This window comes from Flexivirga caeni (genome assembly GCF_003724155.1).
Lineage (GTDB): Bacteria > Actinomycetota > Actinomycetes > Actinomycetales > Dermatophilaceae > Flexivirga > Flexivirga caeni.
On record NZ_RJJQ01000001.1, the window covers coordinates 78,832 to 101,842 of the forward strand.

The following is a 23,011-nucleotide window of genomic DNA, read 5'->3' on the forward strand; positions in this document are numbered from 1 at the left end:
ACTGCGTGCCCTGATGCTCGGTCCACCCGGATCGGGCAAGGGCAACCAACGGTCCGCTACTCGCCGCCGCGTACGACCTCCCTCACCTATCCACCGGAGATCTGCTGCGGCAACAAGTCGCTGCCGGCACGCCCGCTCGGGCGCTCCGCACAAGCGGCGATGGAGCGCGGTGACCTGATCGACGACAAGGCCATCACGGGCACGGTGCTCGATGTCTTGACCCAACCGGGAAAGTCCGGCGGCTACGTGGTTGACGGCTTCCCCGGACGCTGCCGTTGCCGTGGAGCAAGCTGGCCGGGAACGCAACGTGTCGCTGCGGGTAGTTGGTCCATCTGGCCGCGCACGACAACACACTGATGCGGCGAATCCTGCTGCGTGCCAAGCAGTGCGGGCGAACTGACGACACCGAGGACGTCATCCGCCACCGGCTCTCAGTGTTTGCCAGCAACACTGCCCCCCTTCTCGATTTCTACGACACGGGGGCATCCTTTGCCCGGATCGACTCCGACGCCGAGATCGATGAGGTCTACGGCCGGATCATGGCGGGTGTGGCCGCCCTGGCTGGGCATGCGTGATCGCCACTGTCGAAATGCTGTCCGCCCGAGGAGGTGGCGGGTTATTGGTGTCGCGTATCTGGTCGGTCGACGCGTTCCTGGAGGATCCGCACCGCGACCATCAAGTTGAGTACTTGCGGCAGCCGCCGCAGGTCCTGACCGGTGCGCTCGCTGATCCGCTCCAGCCGGTAGTAGACCGTATTGACGTGTAGATGCAGTTGATCGGCGGCCACCTTGGCGTTGAGATCGGCGGCGACATACGCCTTGAGGGTCTTCAGGAAAGTGCCTTCGCCGGCCAGCTCGTCCTTGACGAACGATCGAATGCGGGGGTCGACCAGCCGTTGCGCCGTTTCGTTCTGGGTGCTCATCAGGTAGTCGAGTGCCGTCATCGACTCCAGACCGAGCACCCCGGCAGACGCCCCGATAGCCTCTTGCGCGACCCTTGCCTCGCGATAGGCCTCTACAATTTGCCGCCACCCTTCGCGTGCCGTGCTGACTCCGATCGCGAGCTGGATGCCGTGCGCTCGCAACGACTCCTGCACGCGGCGTAGGTGGGTAACTACCGGCTGTGCACCGCCGCGCGCCGGAATGACACCGACGACCTCGCCATGCCGGGGCACGATCAGCCCGCGAGAGATGCCGCCCAGTCGGCGTAACGCGACATGTGCGTCACGGACAGACGCTTCGTCATTACGCGAGGTGACCCGGGCGGCAACCACGACCAAGGCGGCGTCAGGCGCGAGGCCCAGGGCGAGCAGCATGCCCTGCCGCGGCTCGATCTGCGGGTCGCGGCCGACCAGCAGATCCTCTAGCAAGTCGCGCCGGACGCGATCCTGGTCGGCCAGCCGGTACTGCTGCGCCTCCAGATAAGCGCGGGCGGCGACCGAGCTGCCTGCCTCGATCACCTGCATAAGCAACGTAGCGACGCTGAGCAGCGCATCTCGGTTGAGGTCGTGCTCGTCGGTCAGCCGTACCAGCGCACGCCAGAAGGTGACCTGGCCGAGCCGGAATGCCCGCATGAAGTCGGCCAACGACACGCCCTGGCCGACCCGGTTGAGGGCATTGGTTGCCGTAGCAGGGAAGTCGTTCTGACGCGCCCACCGGTTGTCGCGCAGGCAGACCAGCAGGGCGTTGAACACCATCTTGCAATGGTGCGCAACCTGGGTCTTGATATTGGAGTCGGCGCTGCGCCCGTATGCCGGAACCTGCGAGATGATCAGCTCCGCCGCAGACCAGGAGATAGCATCCAGAGCGGGTTCAGCGACCCGGACAAGCTCAACGAGGTCTCCGAACTCGCCCGGTCCGAGCGGGCCAGCTGCCTCCGCCGAAGACTCGGTCTGAGCGCTCACCTGCTCCGCTCCGAGTCGAGGAACGCATCGATCAATCGCGCCCAGGGCGCGGGATGGGTCAGTGGATCGAGGTGTCCGCCGGGCAGGACACGCAGAGTCGCGTGAGGAAGAAGCATCTTCATCATCCTCCCATTGCGCACCGGGATGATGGGGTCATCGTCCCCCGCAAGGATCAGAGTGCGTTGCCGCATGAGGGGCAGGAACGGAGTACTGGTCCATCCCGCGCCGGCCATTAGCTGGTAGAGGTAGCCGCGGCGGCTGGCCGCCCGGGTACGCGCGCCAAGGGCTTTGCCCGCCGGTCCCGGCCGGGTGCGCATGGTCCCACCGTACAGGCGCCCGGCGACGCGCTCAGCGTAGCGACCATCGCGGTGGCGGCGGGGCGTCACCATCCGGGACAGCGCCTGCAACTGCCCCGGGAAGCCGATCACGCCGGTCATGGTGCACAGCAGCACGACCTTGCGGCAGCGGACCGGGTTCTGCAGCGCGAATTGCTGCGCCAGCGCACCGCCCCAGGAGTAGCCGAGCACGTCCGCCCGGTCATGGCCGAGCCGGTCGAGCAGCTCGCCGAGGATGTGCGCCATCCACGCCATAGAATAGGGAATCACCGGCGCCGGGGAGGATCCGGTGCCAGGCACGTCGAAGCGGATCACTTCGCGTCCGGTCCGCAATGCGTCGACCAGAGGCGCCAACGCCTTCAGGCTCGCGCCGATGCCGTTGCACAGCACGAGTGGCGGCTGCGACCGGTCCCCACTGCGCACGCTCAGCCCAATCTCGTGGCCCTGCACGCGCACACTATGGAACTCGGGTCCGTGGGAATCCTCGGCTACTGATTGCGGTGGCTCCGCTCTCTCAACCGGCCCCTCATCACTGGTCAACTCCGAGTCACTTGTCAAAGACATAGGACCCTGGCGCGGTGTCGACGACCGGGAAGTCCTCGTTGCCCACATCGGTCGGCGCAACCCTGCGACCGCCCCCACGCGCGCTCAGCCAGGCGGCGTAGTCGCCCCACCACGAGCCCTGCACGGTGGTGGCGTTCTCCAGCCACTCGTTCGCGTCTTCCGGATTGGTGCCGGATTCGCCTGCCCGGTAGGTCGCCTTCGGGTTACCCGGGGGGTTGACCAGGCACGCGACGTGACCACTGCGTGACAGGATGAACCGCGCGTCGCCACCGAGCAATTGAGTGCTGGCGTAGCAACTCTGCCACGGGCAGATGTGATCGGCGATTCCGGCCACGATGTAGCTGTCCGCCTTGACAGTCGACAGGTCAACGGGCGTGCCCAGCATCATCCCGGCACCCGGCTGCACCAACTTGTTGTCCACGAACAGGTTGATGAAATCAGCATGCAGCTTGGCCGACATACGGGTGGCGTCAGCGTTCCAGAACAGGATGTCGAACGCCGCCGGCTTGCGACCCTGCAAGTAGTTGTTGACCCAGTAGTTCCAGATCAGGTCGTTAGGCCGCAACCACGCGAAGATCTCCGACAGCGAGGCGCCGTCGAGGTAACCCTTGGTCGCCGACGACTTCACTGCGCGTCTGGCGGTCTTCTCGTCCGCCAGCGAGTTGACGGTGCCGCCACCGGACTGGTCGAGGACCGCCACCCCCATGCTGAACGTCGCAATCTTGTCGCCTTCGCCGATTGCCACCATGTGCGCGGCCAGCATCGAGGACAGCGCTGCCCCCGAGCACATACTCATCATGTGCGTACTCGGTGAATCAGTGATTGCGAGCACCGCGCCGATCGCCGAGCGCACCGCGGTGCCGTAGATGTCGAAGCCCCAATCCCGGTGTCGCACATCGGGATTGCGCCAAGATATGGCGAAAACCTGCTGACCTTGATCGAGCAGGTACTCGACCATGCTGCGATGCGGCGACAGGTCGACCACGTAGAACTTGTTGATGACCGGCGGCACGATCAGCAGCGGCGTGCGCGCGACCTCGGGTGCGCGAGGGTAGTAGTGGATCAGCTCGAACTGCGGCGTTCGCAACACGACACCACCACGAGTCGCCGCGATGTTGTGGCCGACCTGGAAGGGTCTGACATCCACCATCTGCGGCACCCGCGGCGCACTCATCATGTCCTGCGCAAAGTGTTTCGCACCTCGCAGGACACTCTTTCCGCCGGTGTCGATCAACGCCTTCCACCACAACGGGTTCAAGGTGGGGAGGTTATTCGGCGCCAACGCGTCGATGAGGTTCTCGAGAACGAACTCGACGCGCTCACGGTCACGTTCGTCGAGGTCGGCCGACTCCACAACCCGCGTCGCCGCGTCGGACGTCACCAGATAGCCCTGCAAGATCGCGCGCAGCAGCGAATTGTCGGTCCATCCTGGCTCGGAGAAGCGCCGGTCCGACTTGCCCGGCACAACCTGCGAGCGGCCGCGCGCAATTTTGGCATACTCCTTCGCCGCGCCCATGACCGTACGAGCGACCTGGTCGGGATGACGACCGACGCTGGTGGCAAGCTTGAGGGTCGAACCGTTCGGCATGAAACGGCGCCATATCCCTGTCGCCGCCTCGGTCAGCAACAGATCGAGGGCTGCGCCGCCTTCGTCGGGTAGGTCGTCAAAGGGCGTTTCTTTCACACGTCACCTCCGGGATACGTCACCTCACGGCGCAGGATCTTGCCGGTCGGACCCTTGGGGAGCTCCTCGACAAACCAGATTTTACGGGGATATTTGTATGCGGCGACTCGGTCCCTGACGAATGCACGCAGTTCCTCTTCGGTGACGCTCGCGCCCGCGTTCAGCTCGACGGCCGCTCCGACTTCCTCCCCGAGATTATCGTCGGGAATGCCGATCACTGCTGCCTGAAAGACGTCCGGGTGGGCGTAGATAACTTCCTCGATCTCTCGCGGGTAAACGTTGTATCCGCCACGGATGATCAGCGACTTCTTGCGGTCGACGATGAAGAAATAGCCATCCTCGTCGACCGTGGCGACGTCGCCAGTGAGGAACCAGCCATCCGGCGAGAGCACCTCCGCCGTCGCCTCCGGCAGGTTGTGGTAGCCCTTCATCACGTTGTGTCCGCGGATAGCGATCTCACCGGGCTCGCCCTGGGGAACCTCCTTACCGTCGTCATCGACGGCCCTCATCTCCACGCCAGTAACCGGAAGGCCGATCGAGCCGATCTTGCGCACGCCGTCGGGCGGGTTGAACGACGCGACCGGTGACGTCTCAGACAGACCGTAGCCCTCGATGATGACGCAACCGAAGCGCTCCTCGAAACCGCGCAGCAGCTCCACCGGCATTGCCGCGCCACCGGAGCAGCACAGCCGCAGCGAGGACGTGTCAGTATCCTTCTCCCTGCCGGCCGCGAGCATGGCGGCATACATCGTCGGTACACCGATGAATGCGGTAACCTTGTCGCGCTCAATGACGTCAAGCGCTTTCGCGCCGTCAAAGCGGGCGATCAGCGTCAGGGTCGCACCGGCGAAGATCGCGCTGTTGAGGGAGTTGGTCTGGCCGAACGTGTGGAAGAACGGCAGACAACCCATCACCACGTCGCCTGGAGTCAGCTTCAGGAACTCCTGGGAAAACAGATCGGCGTTCTTGCGCATGTTGGCGTGCGTGAGCTCAGCGCCCTTGGGCCTGCCAGTGGTGCCGGAGGTGTAGAGGATGACCGCGAGGTCGGACTCGTCCCGCTCTACCAGCGGCAGCGGCAGCACACCTGCCAAGGTCTGCGCGAATGCTACGGGCTCCACCGAGATCAGCTCTGCCCGCGCGTCTTTCGCGCCAGTCGCCGGCTGGCCCGGAGCCTCGTGCCAGGCGAGTAGTATCCGCGCACCGGAGTCGGAAATGTAGTGCTCGACCTCCTGCTCCTTCAGCAGCGGGTTCATCGGCACCACCACACCGCCAGCCAGCAGCACGCCGTAGTAGCAGATGGGCCATTCCGGCACGTTCGGCAACATGATGCCGACCATGTCGCCCGGCTTGAGTCCTTTGTCAGTCAGCAGGCGCGCGAGACGGTGCGCCGCATCGGCCAGTTTCCCGTAGCTCAGTGTGCAGTCGTCGAGCTTGACCGCGACTGAGTCCGGGTCGGCCGACGCCGAGGAATCAAGTCGTTCTGCGAGATTGGTCATCCGGGTTGCCTCCACGCTGAAATCGGTCGGATCGGGCAGTCCGAGTCGAATCCGCGGCGGGCATGAAAATGCCGCCGACATACGCCCACTCGTCGTGATTCACATCACAGCAATTCACACCGTACGTCGATGCGGATAGCCGCGGTAGTCGAGCCACCACACTCGCTTTGTGTGGGTCCCACACGCTTGCTACCTGGCGTCGAGCTGCGTGCCATGATGAGCGAACCCGGCCCTGGTCGCCGGTCCTCCGCGGGACGAATTTCAGCACGAATCTAGGAGCACTCCGATGTCACAGCAGTCGCCCGTCTGGCTCGTCACCGGTGCGTCGAAGGGAATGGGGCTCGAGGCGGTCAAGGCGGCGCTCAAGACGGGAGCCCGAGTAGCCGCGACCTCCCGCGACAAGACTCGCTTGGACGGCCAACTGCATGCCCCTGAGAACCGCTTCCTGCCGCTGGAGATGTCGTTCACCGACGCCCGAGACATCGAACGGGCCGTGGCCCACACGGTCGAGCGTTTTGGGCAAATCGACGTGCTCGTCAACAACGCCGGCTACTCCCTGCTTGGCGCAGTCGAGGAGTTCTCAGCGCAGGAGGTGCGCGCCAACTTCGACGTCAACGTCTTCGGGCTGCTCGCGGTCACCCGGGCCGTGCTACCGACGATGCGCGCCCAACGGTCCGGCCAGATCATCAACTTGGCCTCTATCTCCGCCAACGTGACCGGCACCGCGACCGGTCTCTACAGCGCAACAAAAGCCGCGGTGCTCATGCTCTCCGAGGCGCTGGCACAGGAGGTCGCTCCGTTCGGCATCGGTGTCACGGCAGTGTGCCCGGGTGGCGTGCGCACCGACTTCTTGGACCCCAGTTCCTCGCGCCACCCACAGCGCGAGATCGACGACTACACCAATGTCCGAGAGGCCCTGGCGTCATATGGGCGCCTCAATCACAACCAAGGCGGTGATCCACGACGAGTGGCCGAAGTCTTCGTCCTGCTGTCCCGCATGGAGAACCCGCCGACGCGCCTCTACCTCGGGCGGGATGCGCTCGGCGCAATCGTGGCCAAGGCGGAGTCCGTCATGTCCGATGCGAGCCGGCTCAGCGAGATCTCCGAAAGCATCGACTGACTGAGTTACGGCAGGTCGTGTCACATACAACTCGTCCCGCACAAAACCCCTTCAGAGAAAGTAGCGTGAATCGCATGGAGCCAACGCCAGCCGACGTCGACCCCACCGTGCCCCCAAGCGCACCCGGGTGCGAGGAATGCCTGGCGGCGCAGGATGGCTGGTGGGTGCACTTGCGACGGTGCGCCGCGTGCGGACACGTCGGCTGCTGTGACACCTCCCCCTCGCAGCACGCGACCCATCACTTCCAGCAGACCGGGCACGCGATCACGCAGAGCTACGAGCCAGGCGAGAGTTGGTTCTTCGACTACCGCACCGGCGACTTCGCGGACGGTCCGCGGCTTGCGGCGCCCGACAGCCACCCGGCGCAGCAGGGCGTGCCCGCACCGCGCGACCGGGTCCCCCAGAACTGGATGTCGCTCATCCACCGCTAATCGGCGATCATCACTATTCGATTGTCCAGAGCGCCACTCGCCGGTGGCAGGGCGCCCGTGAACGCAGCAATCGACGCAGGGAGAAGCACCGTGACGGACCAGACAACGAGCATCGCCCAACCTGCGGAGCTATACGACTTCGTGGTGATCGGCTCCGGCGCCGGCGGCGGCCCCTTGGCCGCGAATCTCGCGCTGGCCGGTCACTCGGTGCTCGTTATCGAGGCCGGCGACGACCACGAGTGTCCGTATTACTCCATTCCGATCATGCAGGCATACGCCAGCGAGGACGCCAGCATGCGCTGGGACTTCTTCGTGCGGCACTTCGACGACGAGACCACCCAGCAGACCGACACCAAGTTTGTTGCTGAGCATGACGGTGTCCTCTACCCGCGCGGCAGCACCCTTGGCGGCAGCACGGCGGTGAGTGCGATGGTGACTATCTATCCGCACGCCAGTGACTGGGACAACCTCGCTGAGCTCACCGGCGACCCGTCGTGGGGCGCCGCACCGATGCGCGAGCTGTTCCACCGAATGGAAGACTGGCACGGCGTCGACGCCAACCCGTTGCCGGGCGACGACGAGGCCGAGCGGGACCGCAAGGCGGCGCACGGCCAGGGGGGCTGGCTCGGCACCACCCGCGCACATCCCAAGCTCGCCGGTCGAGAGCCGATGTTCCTGGACATCATCAACGCCATCGAGAACACCAGCCGCGACCGGTTCGGAATACCTAAGGACATCTCGCTCCCCCGCGACGCCAATGCCCTCGACACCCCACAGGACTTCGAGGGCATGTCATTCATACCGGTGGCCATCCGCGACGGATACCGCAACGGCAGCCGCGATCGGTTGCGCTCGGTGCTCCAGCGGCAGCCGGACAACCTGACGGTCGCGCTCAACACCCTCGCGACGCGGCTCGTCTTCGACGGCGACCGCGTGGTAGGCGTGGAGTACCAGCGGGGTGAGCGAATTTACCGTGCGGCCCCCCGAGAGATCCCACCCGGCGACCCGGGCAGCTCGGAGACCGACACTCCACCCGGCCACGGAGTGGTGCGGGCGCGGCACGAGGTGATCCTCGCCGGAGGCGCATACAACACGCCGCAACTGCTCAAGCTGTCCGGCATCGGCCCGGCCGACGAACTGCGCGAGCACGGCCTCGACGTGCGCGTCGACGCACCGGGAGTCGGGATCAACCTGCACGACAGGTACGAGGTGGCCGTCACCCACGAACTCACCACGGATTACCCTATATTCGACGGCTCGACCCTGGATATCCCGAAGAACCTGGAACGTGGTGATCCCCTTTTCGACGAATGGCGGGACGATGTCAACGGGCCATACACGACCAATGGCTCGCTGGCTTCCCTGATCGCCAAGTCGAGCGTGGCGAAGGACCGCTCCGATCTCATCGTCTTCGCGCTGCCGATCGACTTCCACGGCTATTACCCTGGTTATGCCGAGGAAGGCGCGAAATATCACAACCGACTGTCGATCCTGGTGTTGAAGGCGCACACGAACAACCGCGCCGGCACGGTCACCCTGCGCTCCGCCGATCCGTATGACGTGCCGGACATCCGATTCCGCTACTTCGACGAAGGGTCTCCGGGGTGGGAAGAGGACCTGGAAGGCGTCGTCGACGGCATCGAGATCGCTCGCGACATCGCAAAGCATCTGGAGGTCGCCCGCGTCAAGACCGAACTGGAGCCGGGCTCCGACGTCGCCGACCGCGACGCGTTGCGCGCGGGCACGCAAGCAGGCGTGGGGCCATCACGCGTGCGGTACCGCCAAGATCGGCCGGGACGACGACTCGAACGCAGTGTTGGATGGGAACTTCCGAGTGCGTGGCGTAACCGGTTTGCGTGTCGTGGACGCGTCCATATTCCCCGACATACCCGGCTTCTTCATCGCATCGGCGGTGTACATGGTCAGCGAAAAGGCCAGCGACGTCCTACTCGCTGAGTATGGCCGTCACTGACAGGTGACGCGCACCGTCGCTGCGCTCGACCAGCAATCACCGGTCTCCCCAGCACCATGCCGCACATTCGGTCAGGCGCGCGCAGATCGAGTCCGGTTGCGTGACGGGCTGTGTCTCAGCCCCAATCGCAGCCTGATACTCAAGACTGGTGCCGCAGTTTGAATCACCAAGGATCGCTACGAAAAGCGCTGATCTGTGGGCGGCTTCGCGGTGGTTGTGCGTGTGCCCGCGGAAATCGTGATGAATGGTGTTGATACTGCCCGGTCTCGCCTGGTGGCCCGGGTTTCAGGGCCCCCAACCGGTTCTGGGCGGGTTACCGCCCAGCCATGACGGCGTGGCGATGGTCTGCGCGGCCGATTTCGAGCGTCGCATACGCTGTATGATCCGATTGAGGCCCTCAACGCCCATCTGAGACTCGTTGATACGAAACACGACTCGATCTACGCGTCTCGAATCTGATGTCCTTAGAGCGCGTTTGACGCGATCCTGTCAAACTTCGCGTTCGACCCCGTTCTCGGAGCTCGACCAGCCTCGCCTGGACTGCTGCGAGTTGATCCCGGTCGGGTCCCCACGGCGGGCGAGGCACCAAGGTCGCCAGATCGGACTGGATCAGCTGGATCAGCTCGTCGTCCTCGGTGCTGAAGGACGCCCCGATCACCTCGATGAGCTGAGCCAGGCGGAAGTCGGGCACCATTCGCCAGATGATCTCGACCGCTTCCAGCACGGGTGGGATTCGGTCCGGATTCCTGAGCATCGCGTCTCCTGACGTGTCGTGGACTGGGTCGACGATGTGGACGCTAGAAACAAGGCCGACCTCGGCGATGTGGCGGCATACTTCCCGTGTGCCTCGCCCAACGATTCCTGCGGTCCAGTTCGTCGAGCCGATCTCCTGGGCCGCAGACTTCGATGCCTTGCGACGGATTCTGCGCGAGTTGAGCAAGCAGTCACGACTTGAGACGCTGCAACTCCTCCTCGCCGGTCCGAAGCAGACGAGCCAATTACCTTGCCGTCTCGACGAGTTGAAGGCGTTCGAAGACCTCGGGCTGGGTCCAATCGAGTGACATGGCGATCGGACGTGACCTGCTCTGGAGCATCGACCGTGACGCGCTCCCGCGAGTCCAGAACTGCTTGTGTTAGTACGCGAGGTTACCGACATTCACCCGGCTCTGATCAGCCCTCGCCGTCGATCTCGTCCATGTAACTCCGGAGTGTCCAGTCCGTCAGGCGAGTGATGTCCACCTTGCCCAGCGGCCGGCCCGGATAGAGGTCGTCGTATGTGATCTGATGCCACTGCTTGACAGCTTGACCACGGTTGAAGTTCATGTCGATCTGGCTGCCCTGGATGGCAGTGCCAAGCACCTTAATCATCAACGCTTCCATGTCGAACACCACCGTTGCGGCGTCAACCTCCTTCAGCGCGGAACGGAGACGAATCTCGGACCAGCCCGTCTTGCCGACGTCCACAACATCGTCGAACGAGAACCAGGAGAACCGTGTCCAGGTCTTCTGGGCATCGTTCCTGGTGCGATCGTGTGACAACAGCCGTTGACCTATGCCCTGCGTACCTCGTGCGATCCCAACGTAGTTCGGCCCGTAATCGTTGTAGAGGATGTAGAGACCTCTTGCCCGCCGGAAGTCGCACACCCGCACGGTTCCGGCGTTGATTCCGCGATAGCCCAGCAACTGCCATGGACGCCCCTTGCCCGAGGGCCAACCTACTTGCCCTCTGTCCCAGAACAGCCCGTAGGCACTGACGAGGTGAGAACTGGACCCGGACTTGGACAACTCTGGCCTCCCGCATGAGAACTGAGACCTCAGACTACTTACAGTCGCCGGCCCGCCTGCCTGCAATGGTCGAGCGGTTCGCGGGCAGATTGAACCTCGGCTCAACCTTCTCGACACTCGCCACTACACCGGTCAACAGATCAACCGGGTCCACCTCGATGGCCTCGGCGATGCGCTCGACCGCTTTCAGCGTGAGGTTCCGCTCACCCCGCTCCAGGCCACCAACGTAGGTGCGATGTAGGCCAAGGACGTCGGCGAATGCTGTCCTGGGACAGCGACCTCGACAGCCGGTATGCGCGGAGGTTCTCGCCCACGCGCCGCTGCAGATCACCCTCCACGGGGTGACCTTCTGGGTCGCAGACCTATTAGTCTACATACTTATAAGTAGCTCTCGTTGTGGAAGATGTCCGATTGCAAGGGGAGAGAACATAATTCGACAGACAGCCGACGTAGGGATCGGCGACACGAGATGAAGCCCAAGACGGTACGGGTGACTTTCTGGCTGTTCGGCGTCGCGGTCGCCCTATGGGTGATCGGCGATGTCCTGTCGCTGGTGGACCTGCTCAACCAGCAGGTGTCCAGCTACGGCGAGGGAAGCGGCTCGGACTACACGGCCGCCGCAACCGAGGTCAACGCCATCGGATTGGTCTTCTTCGTTGTCGTCTGCCTGATCGTGCTGGCGGTGTTGGCCCTGATCGGCAGGATGCTGGCGCGCGGGTCCAGCGCCGGGCGAGTGACGTTGTTCATCGTCGGCGGACTCTTCGTCCTCCTGGGGATCGCCAGAACGGTGTCTCTGCTGTCGTCCGGGATCGTGTACGCCCTCAGCGGCGCTGCGCTCCTGGCAGCAGCGGTAGCTGCATCTCATGCGCCGGCCGTGCAGTGGTTCCAGTGGAAACGATCCACTCTCGCGTCGCCTCAGCCTGTACCTGTTCAACAGCCGTGGTCGCAGCAGCCGGGCCCGACGTACGGCGCACCACAGCCGCCCCCGACGGGTTGGAGTCCGCAGGCATACCCAGGCAACGCTGGGTGGAATCCACCACAAGGGTCCGGCCGTCCCCTGCCGCCACCGCCCGGACACCCTCAACAGGATCCGCGCAGCGATCCACGAAGCGGTCAGTAGTCGGCTGCGACACGGATCGTGATTGCGAACCAGGTGCCGGGATCGGGATGCTGGCTCGTGACCACCTCCAGCGGCACCACGTACACGATCGATTACGACAACGAGCTGGTGACCCGCCACACGTCCGGGGTCACCGACATGCGAATAGACGGACAGACGGTGCCGCTTCTGGCCTGCTCCCTCATCATGGCCGGTTTGCCACTGCTCACGGTGGTGAACCGCGGAAAGGAGGACGGCGTTGTCACCCGTGTGGCGTCTACAGCCGTGGTCCAGATCGAACGCCTCGACAAACCGGTGCGCGCACCGGATCAGCGCTGACGTAAGTTTGCGCCCACAGCACACTCGTGAAATGCGCTCCTAGCGCAGGAGATTCGACGTGGCAGTCCGAAACGCTGGGATAACAGTCTGCGGTCCGGGCTGCTCAGCTGGCGCCGGAATCAGCTCACGGCGGAAGCCCGAATCCCGAGTCGAACCGAATGGCCTTGCGAGGCATCGACCACGTGGTGCAGCCCAAGCATCGTGATGCGCCCATCCCGGTTGTTCCACTCACTCGCACCATCGTCTCGTCCCAGGATCGGACCGAGTGCGTCGATGGTTGCCTTCCAGAGGTTCGGCCACGCCCGACCAGGTCCGGTGACAAAGGCCAGCTGCAACTCCACCGCTCCTTCAGACAACGGCGTGGTCGCTGCAATCTGGTCGCGGATCTGCTCCTTGTAGGCAGCGGTTCCGCCGGCCTTGGTGATGACGACATCGAACGACCGCTGTCCGCCGGGATCGGCTGTCGGTATTGCGGTTTCAACTCCGACCGTCGAGCGATCGGAGTGCGCCTTCGATGCCCACACCGACACGAACGGCTGGCCGGTGCGTTTCGTCAGCTGAGGCACCAACGGATACAGGTAGTTGTCCAGATCGTGCCGGGCGAGAAGTTCGATTGAGTCCGGCAGGCCGACGTCGAGGCGGATGGCCAGCGGAGCAGGGAAACTGGCCAGCTGCGCAGAGACAAGATCGTGGACATCGTCGATGAAGCTGTTCATCCGAAGCTGTCCGGGTGAGCCGGTCTTGTCCCAGCTTGCCAGCGCCGGAGCTACCCCGAGCGCGTCGCCGGGCCGGGCCGGCTCCTCGAAGAACGGCAACGCCATCACGTCGGCACTCTACGGCAGCCGACTCGCCTCTCTCGCTTGACAGCACCGTGTCAAGACGACGACCGAGTGTGGCACCGTCGGTCAAACTTCAAGACGGCCAACAGGTTCTGCCCATGAGCTGACGAAGCGCCCCTCGCACCGACCTCGCGAAACCCGAGCTTCTCCAGAACCCTGCGGGACGCGAAGTTCCAGTCCCAGACGTCGGCGTGGAGCTCTCGGTAGCCTGCCGCCCGCGCCCACTGCACCACGGCCAGTGCTGCTTCAGAGGCATATCCCTGGCCGTGGGCGGATCGGAACAGCTCGTATGCCAGCTCTGGTTCGTCCGGCGATGACTCCTCATCGAGGATCAAGCCACACAGACCGATGACCTCGGAGGTTGCGCGCAATTCGACGGCCAGGAGCCCAGGGCCGTCGTCGCCCGATTCCCGAAGCCGTGCCGCTATGTCATCGACCGTCGGTCTCCCGTCGGGGTCAATCCGACGCCGCGCGGGAACTCGTGAGTCACGCTCGACCCACAGCTGGCGGTAGACAGCCGCTTCGTCCACGCGTTGCGGTCGGAGAAGGAGACGATCAGTCTGCAACGTGTCCAGCGTCGGCATCGCGCCATATTCCCACATGGCCAGCCCTGACGACCGCACTGTGCGTGCGGTGTTGCGCCGGTCTCGAATCAGGGCCAGGGCCCATCGGCCCGTATCGCAGGCCAGGGCGTCGGCCAGCTCGAACAACGCATCAGCTCGACGCGTCAAGCACCTGTAGCAACCCTGACGGAACCGGTTCAACCAGGCCAGCTCGTCACCGGGTGGCGTCAACCACCCCGCATCAGTGATAATCATGACGCGGTCGCCGTTCCTTCGAATCTCTTTGTCTCACAACAAGAAGCATCGAAGACGGGCGACCGCACTTCACGTCACGACACGCCGACAATGTCACCCACGGCCATGACGGACGTTAAACAACAAGCTCAGAGATCTCCATACCCTGTTGGGTGAGCTCATCAGATTTATTCCACCGGCCAGCTCATCGGGAAATCGCACCACCACAGCATTGAGCTCCCCGCATAATGCCGAGAGGTCGACGAAGTCCAGGAAAGTCACCCACCTGCTTCCGACTTCGAAGGCCTCGCGCCATATGGGACCGCCGTAGGTGGGCCCCGACCGACGGTCCATGCTCTCCCGCAGGAGCAGGAGAGCAGCCATCATGTCGGAAGCTTCGATCGCATCCAGCGCCTGCTGGCTTTGTTCCTCGGCCGCATGAACCGGACGTATACCGGCCAGCAGGCACAGATCCAGCCGGTCGACTGCTGGAACCCGGGTCGCGTTCGCGAGCGCCTGAATCTGACGGTTCGCTCCGCCGTCGATGAACGTCTTTCCCCGCTTCGCCCGATCCTCTGTCGCCACGTGACCCCCTCGATGGATCTCCAGTCACGGTTCTACTGCAAAGCTTCTAACCTTCGTCGCGAACGAAGTGATCAACGCCTGATTAATAGTTACCAATCTGAGAATCGTAGACCCGGTTCTGAGGGCGTCAGTCCGGCCGGGTCAGTGCCGGCCGAGGGACGGACGAACAGGTCAGTTCTCGGGGGAAGTCCCGAGGGTGACGGTGGCGGTGTGCGACTGACCCTGGGCGTCGACCCAGCCGACGCTGATCTTGTCGCCCGGGTACTTCGTCTCCAGGACATCGGTCAGCGTGGTCGGTCCGGTAACCTGCTTGCCGCCGATGCTGGTGATCGTGGATCCGGCAGTGATGCCTGCCGCTGCGGCCGCGCCGCCCTGCATCGTGCCGACGACCGAGGCGCCGGAGGTGGTCTGGCCGTTGCTGGTGCCGAAGCCGTTGTCGCTCGAGGACTGGGTGCTGATCTCGACGCCCAGCGCGGCGCGGGGACCGATGTGCACCGTGGAGCTGCGGGTGCCGCTCTCGATCTGGTTGGCGATCTTCACGGCCGACGTGATCGGTATGGCGTACCCGGTGATCGGTGAACCCGACGACGCGGCGGTGTCCATCCCGATGACCTTGCCGCTGGAGTTGACCAGTGGACCACCCGAATAGCCAGGCACGATCTGGGCATTGGTCTGCACCAGCCCCTGCAGCGTCTCCGCGTCCGACCCGGTGCCCTCGTCGGACGCCGTGATCTGCTGACCGGTCGCGGTCACCGACCCGCTGGTCTTGTAGAGCGTCCCCAAGCCACCGCCCTGCCCGACTGCGGTGATCTTCTCGCCGAGGAGAGCGCTGCTCGTCGCCAGTGAGGCGGTCTGCAGGCCGCTCGCGCCGCTCAGCTTGATGACGGCGACATCGTGTGTCGGGTCGGAGCCGAGCACCTTCGCACTGTAGGTCGAACCGCTCCCGACCTTCACCCGGATCGAGGTGGACCCGTCGACGACGTGGTAGTTGGTGAGGACGATCCCGTTGGAGGTCAGCACGATGCCGGTCCCGGCACCCTCGCCATTGGTGAGGACGGTGTCGATCATCACCGCGCCCGGCCACGAGGAGACTGCCGTGCCGGAGACCTGGTTGCCGGTGGTCCGCTGCGACCAGGGGCCGAAGCTGCCGCCGGAGCCGTTCCCGCTCGAACCGCTGCCGGACGAGCCATTGCTGCTCGAGCCGTTTCCGGACGAGCCGTTTCCGGACGAGCCAGCGCCGGAGGAACCGGAGTTCCCGGACGAACCGCTCGGGGTGGACACCGACGGTGCCGCACCGGACACGGTGACGTGACCGGCTATCGCTTCACTGGTGACGACGGCGCTCGCCGGCGCGATCACGGCCACAGCCAACGCCGTCGACACGGCGACCAGACTTCGCTTCATGGTGTGAACTCCTTGGGTTCTGTGCGTGAATCCAAGATTGGCGCGCCCACTGATGCGCCACCGCGCAACGCGTTGTGCGCTTCCTGTGAGGCTCTGGGAGACATCTTCCCCCACACAACCTTCGACCGTCGAGGGTTACGTCACGTATGACGCCCCACGGCATACGCAGCCCTCGACCGTCGAGGGTTACGTCACGCAGGACGTCGCCGCTCAGTCCTCGGTGTCGTCGTCCTCGGCCCGGCGGTAGGCCTCTGCGCGAGCCTGGCGCTCGGACACCTTACGCTGCAACTGCGTGGCGAACTGCTCCCGCGGACCACGGAGCAGGAAGAACGACACGACCAGCGAAATCACCGCCGACAGCAGCAGCAGCGGCCAGCCGCGCAGTTGCAAGGCGAAGAGGACGAGCAGCGCCACGATGAAGATCAGCAGGCGCCAGACGGTGTAGCGCAGCATCACATTCCCGAGTAGGAGTGCATGCCCACGATGAAGACGTTGACCACACAGAAGTTGAACAGCACGCAGGCGAACCCGGCGAGCGCGAGGTAGGCGGCCTTCTTGCCGCTCCAGCCGGCGGTCGCGCGGGCGTGCAGGTAGGCGGCATACACGACCCAGATGACGAGCGTCCAGACTTCCTTGGGGTCCCAGCTCCAGTAGTGGCCCCAGGCCTTCTGCGCCCAGATCGCGCCGGCGATCAGGGTGAACGTCCACAGCGGGAACGCGATGATCAGCAGCCCGTAGGTCGTGCGGTCCATCACTTCGGAGCCCGGGACGGCATCCATGAACTTGTACTTGGTGTCGTGGATGTCCTCGCGCCACTTCTGCACGAAGTACAAGATGGTGGTGGAGAACGCGATGGTGAACAGCGCGACCGACATGATCGCCACGGTGACGTGGATGGTCAGCCAGTAGTTCTTCAGCGACGGCAGCAGTTCGCTCGCCGCGGTGTAGAAGATCAGGGCTGCCAGCATCTCGGTCAGCAGCGTCGGGCCGACGACGAAAATGCCGAGCGAGCGGACGTCGCGCTTCAGGTTCCAGAGCAGGAACGCCAGCAGCACGAAGAACGCACCGACGATGGCGAATTCGTACATGTTGCCCAGCGGCGGGCGCCCGACCGACGCAGACCGGAAGACGACACAGGCCGCGAGCAGCAACCAGCCGAGCCAGGTCAGCGCCATCCCGATGCCGGCCCACTGCCGCTTCTCGTGCGGTATGGCGGGAGCAGTCTCGACCGTCCGCTGCAACACGGTGGTGCTGCCCGCCGCCTCGGCGGCGACCGCCTGCTGCTCACCTGCCAGCTCCGCGCGGCGCGCCTCCTCCCGCGCTACCCGCCCCGGGTACCCGGCGAGGTCGGCCGCGAAGGACAGCATCGCCAGGCCGAGCACGACCGCGGACGCGTAGAGGAAGTTGTTGGAGAGGTTGGACAATCCGACATCGGTCGAGTGACCGCCGAAGTCCAAGAAGTGCAAGAAACTGTTCATCGCGCCGGACCTGCCTGAGATGTGGGGGTTGTTCCGAGTCGTCGTTCGACACCGTCGAGCAGAGCGTCGAGTGCGACCTGCAGCCGTGGGTCCTCACCCTTGGCGAGGGCTCCCGCGCTGATCAGGGTACTCGCGGTGTCCGTGTCGTCCGCGCCGCCGGTGCGGATCTTGACGAAAATGCGGCGTCGCCGCAGCGTCATCGACATGATCAGCCCGGCCAGGCCGAGCAGGGCCGCGGTGAGCGCGGTGCCCTTGCCGGGGTCGTACCGCGCGGACAGTCCCGCCCAGCGAGGCACGGTCTTGGCCATCGAGATCGTCGTGCCGTCAGGCAGTTTCACGGTCTGGCCGGGGCGCACGACGGCGTTCCACGGTTTGTTGCCGTCCATGACCTGGGTCATCTTCTGGGTGTCCAGCGAATAGACCGACTGCGGCAGCGAGCTGGGAAAGAGCGTGCCCTGGTAGGCACCGATGACCAGCTCCGGGTTGCTGAGGCCGGCATACGTCGAGATCGGGCCCTGCGTGTTGCTGAACTCGGCAGTGGGCAGGAAGAAGCCGTAGAACCCGAGCTGCTTCGGCGACGCGGCCGGCACCTTGATCGCGCCGACCGAGCGGTAGCCGTTGTCCTGCGGCAGGAACGGCGTCTCCTGGTGGTAGAGCACCTTGCCTGCCGGGCTCTTGACGGTGATCATCGGCGCGTAGCCGTTGCCGAGCAGGTAGACCGAGGTGCCGTCCAGCTTGACCGCGTCGTTGACCTCGAGGGTGCGCTTGGTCTGCTTGCCGTTCGGTGTCGGGCTGGTGGTCACCGACGCGACGAAGTCACGCGGCTGGCCGTATTGCGGAGAGCTCTTCGCCACGTCCTTCTCGAAGGTCACGTCGAGATGGTCGACCGTGATGCTCCAGGGCTTGATGTCCGACGTGCGCACCCACGGCCCGAGATCGAGCGTGTTGTAGCTGCCGACGGCGCTGACGAACGGGTCGCTGCCCTCGGGCACGATCACGTCGCCGCGCCAGCCCATCAGGTGGTCGGCAGCAACGGCCAGGACCAGCACCAGCAGGCACAGGTGGAAGATCAGGTTGCCGGTCTCGCGCAACCGGCCGCCCTCGGCGACGATGGCCTGCGTGCCGTCGACCGGGTCGTCGACTCGCACGCGATATCCCTTGCGCCGCAACGTTTCTCGGGCAGCGGCGACCACATCGCCAGAAGCAGCCGGCACGTCCCTTTCGGCTGTCGCAGGCAGCCGCTCGATCCGTTTGGGGACACGCGGCAACGGCGAACGCAACGCCTTGAGATGTATGGCGCACCGGGGCAGCACGCACCCGACCAGGGAGACCAGTAGCAGCAGATAGATCGCGGCGAACCACGGTGACCCGAAGACGTCGAACATCGAAAGCTTGTCCAGCAGCGGCCCGACCGTCTTGTGCTGCTCCAGGTAGGTGGCCACCCGCCCCGCGTCGATGCTGCGCTGCGGGAAGATCGAGCCGGGCACCGCAGCGACCGCCAGCAACAACAGCAGGAAGAGCGCTGTGCGCATCGAGGTCAGCTGGCGCCAGAGCCAGCGCAACATGCCGAAGAAGCCGATCTTGGGCGCCAGCAGTGGCTGCTTGCTGTCGCGCCCAGATCGGGCGTTCTTGGCGGTTTCCGTTTGAGTCACGCGGATCTCCGGCAATAGAACGGGTAGGACATCAGACCACCGGGACGAAGCTGTCGGAGCCGGTCAGCTGGATCTGCACCCAGCTGATGAGGTGCAACCACTGTCCGGAGACCATGACCACGCCGACAATCAGCATGAGGCTCCCGCCGACCAGCTGGATCGGCCGGTGGTGGTCGCGCAGCCAGCGCGACCAGGACTCGGCACGGGCCCAGCCTGCCGCGATGAGCAGGAAGGGTATGCCGAGGCCGAGGCAGTAGAACACCGCGAGCATCACCCCGCGCGACGCGCTGGCGTCGCCGATCGGGTTGGCCAGGTTGAGGATTGCGCCATACACCGGCCCGACGCAGGGGCTGGCGCTGAGCCCGAAGACAGCACCGAGCAGCGGCGCGCCGACCAGGCCGGCCGACGGTCGCCAGCGCACCGGGATGCCGCGCTGCCCGATGAAACCGAGGTAGACGAGCGCGAGCAGGATCACGATGACCCCGCTGATCCGGATGCTGAGGTCCCGGTGCACCAGGCGCAGGTTGTCGACCCAGCTGTATGCCGCCGCGGCGCTGACCAGCACCACCGAGAACCCGACGACGAAGAGGAACGCTCCGGTCACGAGCCGGGTCTTGCGCGTCTCGTCGGTCAGGCCGGTGACATAGCCGAGAAAGCCTGGCACCAAAGGCAATACGCACGGCGAGGCGAAAGACACCACTCCCGCGACGAGCGCCAGCACCACCGCGGCCGGCAGGCTGCCGGTCGCCACGGTCTGCGCGGCGTCAGCGATCATGCGGGGTCCCCGCGAAGTACTCGGGGGAGCGCAGCGGAGGAGAGGCTTCGTGGGGTGTTCATCAGCCTTTGCCGAGCACGTCGTCGACCAGCCCGATGAGGGTGGCGGTCGTCGTCGGGCCGGAGACCCGGGCGGCGATGCGGTGCTCCTTGTCGAGCACCAGGGTGGTGGGTGTCGCGGACGCCTTCCCCTGCAGCGCGACCAGGGCTGCGCCGCCGTCGTCCTGCAAGGACGGATAGGTTGCGCCGGCCGACTTCAGATATGCCGCAGCAGTCGCCGCGCTCTCCTTCGTGTCGGCGCCGATCAGCAGCACGCCGCGCGGCTTGAGCTTCACCCACGCTTTCTGCAGCTCACCGGTCTCGGAGATGCACGGCGCGCACCACGAACCCCACACATTGACCACGATGACCGTGTCCGGGTGGTCGGCAGTGGACCACGGGGTGCCGTCGAGCAGCTTGCCGGCGAGAACGACCGGCTTGCCGCGCTTGTCCGGCGCCAGCTGAGCGAGCGTGCCGTCGCCGGCCAGGTAGTTCTTGTCGTCGCCCTGATTGGCCTGCTTGGTGATGGAGTTGCCGCTGCTGCACGCGGCAAGGCCGAGCGACGCGGCGCCTGCGAGCGCGACGCTCAGCGCCGCACGGCGAGTCATCGGGGTGTTCATCGTGCGCTTCCCATCGCCGAACCGGCCGCTTCGGTCGCGCTGGGCAGCAGGTCGCGTGCCGGCTCGGCATACTCCACGCGAACGATCCGGTCACCCGCGAAGACGATGCTGGTCACCGACGCGAGCGTGCACTGGCGACGCCGCGGGTCGTGCCACATGCGTTTGTTCTCGAAGTGCAGCCGCGCGATCCAGACCGGCAGCTGGTGGCTGACGATGACGGCCTCGTGGTCCTCGGCCGCGTCCTTGGCGTCGCGTGTCGCGAGGTCCATGCGCTGGGCGATCTCGGCATACGGCTCGCCCCAGCTCGGCTTGAGCGGGTTGGTGAGTTTGCTCCAGAAGCGAGGGTTGAGAAGCTGTTTCGGGTGCTTGCCGACCGTCAGGCCTTCGAAGTCGTTGGCGGCCTCGATCACCCGGTCATCCAGCCGCACCGGCTGCTTCAGCGCCTCCGCGAGCGGCTCGATGGTCTCCTGGGCCCGCTCGAGCGGCGAGGACACCAGGTGGGTGATGTCGCGGCCTTCGAGGTATGCCGCAGTGCGCTGCGCCATCTGCCGGCCGAGCGCCGACAGGTGGAAACCCGGCATCCGGCCGTAGAGCACGCCTCCCGGGTTGTCGACCTCTCCGTGGCGGACGAGGTGGACGATGGTCTCAGTCACCGGTCGACACCTCCCCTGCGGGCATGGCGGAGCGATGACTGGTGGCGGTCACGGCCAGAGTGTCGCACCGAAAGCTGTGTCGTCATGCGGGTGCCCGACCGCTCAGTGCGCCGCGGCGGCAGCGGCGGCAGCTGCCGGAAGCGCCGACAGCACGTGCTCGACGGCGGCGTCGTCGTGGGACGCGCTGACGAACCACGCCTCGAACGAACTCGGCGGCAGGTGCACCCCGGAGTCGAGCATCGAGTGGAAGAACCGGCCGAACGCCGCGGTGTCCTGCGCCTTGGCGTCCTGGTAGTTGCGCACCGGGCCCTCGGTGAAGAACACCGAGAACATCGACCCGGCCCACTGAACGGTGTGCGGCACGCCGTGCCCGGCGAGCGCCGCCGAGGCGGCGTCGGCGATCGTGTGGGCCACGACGTCGAGCCGGGCGTAGACCTCCGGGGTGCAGCCGCGCAGGGTGGCCAGGCCGGCAGCGGTCGCGACCGGGTTCCCGGACAGCGTGCCCGCCTGGTAGACCGGCCCGTCGGGCGCGAGCTGCGCCATCAGGTCGGCGCGGCCGCCGAACGCCGCGGTCGGGAAGCCGCCGCCCATCACCTTGCCGAAGGTGAAGAGGTCGGGTGCACCGCCTTCCGGCTCGCCTTCCAGGCCGAACCATCCGGCGGACGAGCAGCGGAAGCCGGTCATCACCTCGTCGGAGATGAGCAGCGCGCCATACTCCGTGGTGATCCGGCGCAGCGCATTGGTGAACCCGGGTGCCGGCGGCACGACGCCCATGTTGCCTGGTGACGCCTCGGTGATGACGCACGCGATCCGGTCGCCGTGCTCGGCGAAGGCAGCTTCAAGAGCGGCAATGTCGTTGTAGGGCAGCACGATCGTCTCGTGCGCAGCCGACGCAGGGACGCCCGCGGAGTCGGGCAGCGCGAACGTGGCGACGCCCGAGCCGGCCGCGGCCAGCAGCGGGTCGACGTGTCCGTGGTAGCACCCGGCGAACTTCACTACCGCGCTGCGGCCGGTCGCACCGCGCGCGAGACGCAGCGCCGACATGGTCGCCTCGGTGCCGCTGTTGACCAGCCGCACCTGCTCCAGTGGCGCGACACGCGAGACGATCTCCTCGGCGAGCGCGACTTCGTTCTCACTGGGCGTGCCGAAGCTGAAACCCTTGACGGCGGCGGCCTGCACGGCGGCGAGCACGTCGGGGTGCGCGTGCCCGAGGATCATCGGGCCCCACGAGCAGATCAGATCGACGTAGCGGTTGCCGTCGACGTCGGTCAGCCACGGACCGCTTGCCGACGCGATGAACCGGGGCGTGCCGCCCACCGCCCGGAAGGCACGCACCGGGGAGTTCACGCCACCCGGGATGACGTCGCGGGCTCTCTCCAGCAAGGCTGCTGACGCGCGGTCACGAACGGTCTGACTGGTGGGCGTGCTCGTCATACCGCCAT

Annotated in this window: 24 protein-coding genes and 1 pseudogene; 8 read left to right on the plus strand and 17 right to left on the minus strand. The window is 65.5% G+C overall.

Annotated features, from left to right (window positions below; translation table 11 throughout):
• Positions 1-323 precede the first annotated feature (323 nt).
• Positions 324-575 carry a hypothetical protein gene (locus EFY87_RS00365; protein WP_148043187.1) on the plus strand — a complete coding sequence of 84 codons (252 nt, stop codon included), beginning with the start codon at positions 324-326 and terminating at the stop codon, positions 573-575.
• Positions 576-616: 41 nt separating this feature from the next.
• On the opposite strand, the gene EFY87_RS00370 is transcribed toward EFY87_RS00365, so the two are convergent.
• The 4 genes from EFY87_RS00370 to EFY87_RS00385 all read right to left on the minus strand — a co-directional run bounded on the left by EFY87_RS00370 (position 617) and on the right by EFY87_RS00385 (position 6,063).
• The gene (locus EFY87_RS00370) at positions 617-1,903 is read right to left on the minus strand and encodes a PucR family transcriptional regulator (protein ID WP_123269336.1); all 1,287 of its coding nucleotides are present in this window, start codon (positions 1,901-1,903) and stop codon (positions 617-619) included.
• Positions 1,900-2,688, minus strand: a complete 789-nt coding sequence (locus EFY87_RS00375) for an alpha/beta fold hydrolase (protein ID WP_245988257.1) — start codon at positions 2,686-2,688, stop codon at positions 1,900-1,902. Before EFY87_RS00375 ends, EFY87_RS00370 begins: the two co-directional genes overlap by 4 nt.
• A gap of 97 nt (positions 2,689-2,785) precedes the next feature.
• Complete coding sequence (locus EFY87_RS00380) at positions 2,786-4,486, minus strand: PHA/PHB synthase family protein (RefSeq protein WP_123269338.1); 1,701 nt, start codon at positions 4,484-4,486, stop codon at positions 2,786-2,788.
• Entirely contained in the window at positions 4,483-6,063 is a 1,581-nt protein-coding gene (locus tag EFY87_RS00385) for a long-chain-fatty-acid--CoA ligase (protein WP_342769084.1), read from the minus strand. The genes EFY87_RS00380 and EFY87_RS00385 overlap by 4 nt, the downstream gene beginning before the upstream one ends.
• Before the next feature lie 205 nt (positions 6,064-6,268).
• Here EFY87_RS00385 and EFY87_RS00390 point away from each other — a divergent pair, with 205 nt between their 5' ends.
• From EFY87_RS00390 to EFY87_RS00410, 5 genes and pseudogenes are all read left to right on the plus strand, one after another.
• Complete coding sequence (locus tag EFY87_RS00390) at positions 6,269-7,102, plus strand: SDR family oxidoreductase (protein WP_123269339.1); 834 nt, start codon at positions 6,269-6,271, stop codon at positions 7,100-7,102.
• Between the two features lie 74 nt (positions 7,103-7,176).
• Positions 7,177-7,533 carry a UBP-type zinc finger domain-containing protein gene (locus EFY87_RS00395; RefSeq protein ID WP_123269340.1) on the plus strand — a complete coding sequence of 119 codons (357 nt, stop codon included), beginning with the start codon at positions 7,177-7,179 and terminating at the stop codon, positions 7,531-7,533.
• A 429-nt stretch (positions 7,534-7,962) separates the two neighbouring features.
• Positions 7,963-9,201: pseudogene (locus tag EFY87_RS20605) on the plus strand (GMC family oxidoreductase); the annotation flags it as partial.
• A complete protein-coding gene (locus tag EFY87_RS21280) occupies positions 9,089-9,505 on the plus strand; it encodes a GMC oxidoreductase (RefSeq protein ID WP_158607473.1) in 417 nt (138 codons plus the stop codon). The pseudogene EFY87_RS20605 and the gene EFY87_RS21280, both read left to right, overlap by 113 nt.
• 842 nt (positions 9,506-10,347) lie before the next feature.
• Complete coding sequence (locus EFY87_RS00410) at positions 10,348-10,566, plus strand: hypothetical protein (RefSeq protein WP_148043189.1); 219 nt, start codon at positions 10,348-10,350, stop codon at positions 10,564-10,566.
• A gap of 109 nt (positions 10,567-10,675) precedes the next feature.
• Here the strand turns inward: EFY87_RS00410 and EFY87_RS00415 are convergent, their stop codons facing one another.
• Together EFY87_RS00415 and EFY87_RS00420 are read right to left on the minus strand one after the other, a co-directional pair.
• On the minus strand, positions 10,676-11,188 hold the full coding sequence (locus EFY87_RS00415) for a hypothetical protein (RefSeq protein ID WP_123269344.1): 513 nt from the start codon (positions 11,186-11,188) through the stop codon (positions 10,676-10,678).
• A 136-nt stretch (positions 11,189-11,324) separates the two neighbouring features.
• Positions 11,325-11,621 carry a helix-turn-helix domain-containing protein gene (locus EFY87_RS00420; RefSeq protein ID WP_245988259.1) on the minus strand — a complete coding sequence of 99 codons (297 nt, stop codon included), beginning with the start codon at positions 11,619-11,621 and terminating at the stop codon, positions 11,325-11,327.
• A 138-nt stretch (positions 11,622-11,759) separates the two neighbouring features.
• Between EFY87_RS00420 and EFY87_RS00425 the strand changes: the two genes are divergently transcribed.
• Both EFY87_RS00425 and EFY87_RS00430 read left to right on the plus strand, forming a co-directional pair.
• Positions 11,760-12,410, plus strand: a complete 651-nt coding sequence (locus EFY87_RS00425) for a hypothetical protein (protein WP_123269345.1) — start codon at positions 11,760-11,762, stop codon at positions 12,408-12,410.
• A 57-nt stretch (positions 12,411-12,467) separates the two neighbouring features.
• Positions 12,468-12,728, plus strand: a complete 261-nt coding sequence (locus EFY87_RS00430) for a hypothetical protein (RefSeq protein WP_123269346.1) — start codon at positions 12,468-12,470, stop codon at positions 12,726-12,728.
• 119 nt (positions 12,729-12,847) lie between these two features.
• On the opposite strand, the gene EFY87_RS00435 is transcribed toward EFY87_RS00430, so the two are convergent.
• From EFY87_RS00435 to hemL, 11 genes are all read right to left on the minus strand, one after another.
• Positions 12,848-13,444, minus strand: a complete 597-nt coding sequence (locus tag EFY87_RS00435; protein ID WP_123269793.1) for a hypothetical protein — start codon at positions 13,442-13,444, stop codon at positions 12,848-12,850.
• Positions 13,445-13,602: 158 nt separating this feature from the next.
• A complete protein-coding gene (locus EFY87_RS00440; RefSeq protein ID WP_181445417.1) occupies positions 13,603-14,151 on the minus strand; it encodes a GNAT family N-acetyltransferase in 549 nt (182 codons plus the stop codon).
• 327 nt (positions 14,152-14,478) lie between these two features.
• Positions 14,479-14,949: a hypothetical protein gene (locus tag EFY87_RS00445; RefSeq protein ID WP_123269347.1), complete on the minus strand. Its 471-nt coding sequence runs from the start codon at positions 14,947-14,949 to the stop codon at positions 14,479-14,481.
• A 171-nt stretch (positions 14,950-15,120) separates the two neighbouring features.
• Positions 15,121-16,353 (minus strand): S1C family serine protease, encoded by a 1,233-nt coding sequence (locus EFY87_RS00450; RefSeq protein ID WP_148043190.1) that lies wholly within the window; start codon positions 16,351-16,353, stop codon positions 15,121-15,123.
• A gap of 210 nt (positions 16,354-16,563) precedes the next feature.
• The gene (locus tag EFY87_RS00460) at positions 16,564-16,806 is read right to left on the minus strand and encodes a DUF4229 domain-containing protein (protein WP_148043191.1); all 243 of its coding nucleotides are present in this window, start codon (positions 16,804-16,806) and stop codon (positions 16,564-16,566) included.
• Entirely contained in the window at positions 16,806-17,831 is a 1,026-nt protein-coding gene (gene ccsB / locus EFY87_RS00465; RefSeq protein ID WP_123269351.1) for a c-type cytochrome biogenesis protein CcsB, read from the minus strand. The genes EFY87_RS00460 and ccsB overlap by 1 nt, the downstream gene beginning before the upstream one ends.
• Positions 17,828-19,483: a cytochrome c biogenesis protein ResB gene (gene resB / locus EFY87_RS00470; protein WP_245988261.1), complete on the minus strand. Its 1,656-nt coding sequence runs from the start codon at positions 19,481-19,483 to the stop codon at positions 17,828-17,830. Before resB ends, ccsB begins: the two co-directional genes overlap by 4 nt.
• A gap of 31 nt (positions 19,484-19,514) precedes the next feature.
• The gene (locus EFY87_RS00475) at positions 19,515-20,258 is read right to left on the minus strand and encodes a cytochrome c biogenesis CcdA family protein (RefSeq protein ID WP_123269352.1); all 744 of its coding nucleotides are present in this window, start codon (positions 20,256-20,258) and stop codon (positions 19,515-19,517) included.
• A 61-nt stretch (positions 20,259-20,319) separates the two neighbouring features.
• Positions 20,320-20,904, minus strand: coding sequence for a TlpA family protein disulfide reductase (locus tag EFY87_RS00480; protein ID WP_245988262.1), 585 nt, complete (start codon positions 20,902-20,904; stop codon positions 20,320-20,322).
• A gap of 8 nt (positions 20,905-20,912) precedes the next feature.
• On the minus strand, positions 20,913-21,569 hold the full coding sequence (locus EFY87_RS00485; RefSeq protein WP_123269354.1) for a histidine phosphatase family protein: 657 nt from the start codon (positions 21,567-21,569) through the stop codon (positions 20,913-20,915).
• A 102-nt stretch (positions 21,570-21,671) separates the two neighbouring features.
• A complete protein-coding gene (hemL, locus tag EFY87_RS00490) occupies positions 21,672-23,003 on the minus strand; it encodes a glutamate-1-semialdehyde 2,1-aminomutase (protein ID WP_123269355.1) in 1,332 nt (443 codons plus the stop codon).
• Positions 23,004-23,011 lie beyond the last annotated feature (8 nt).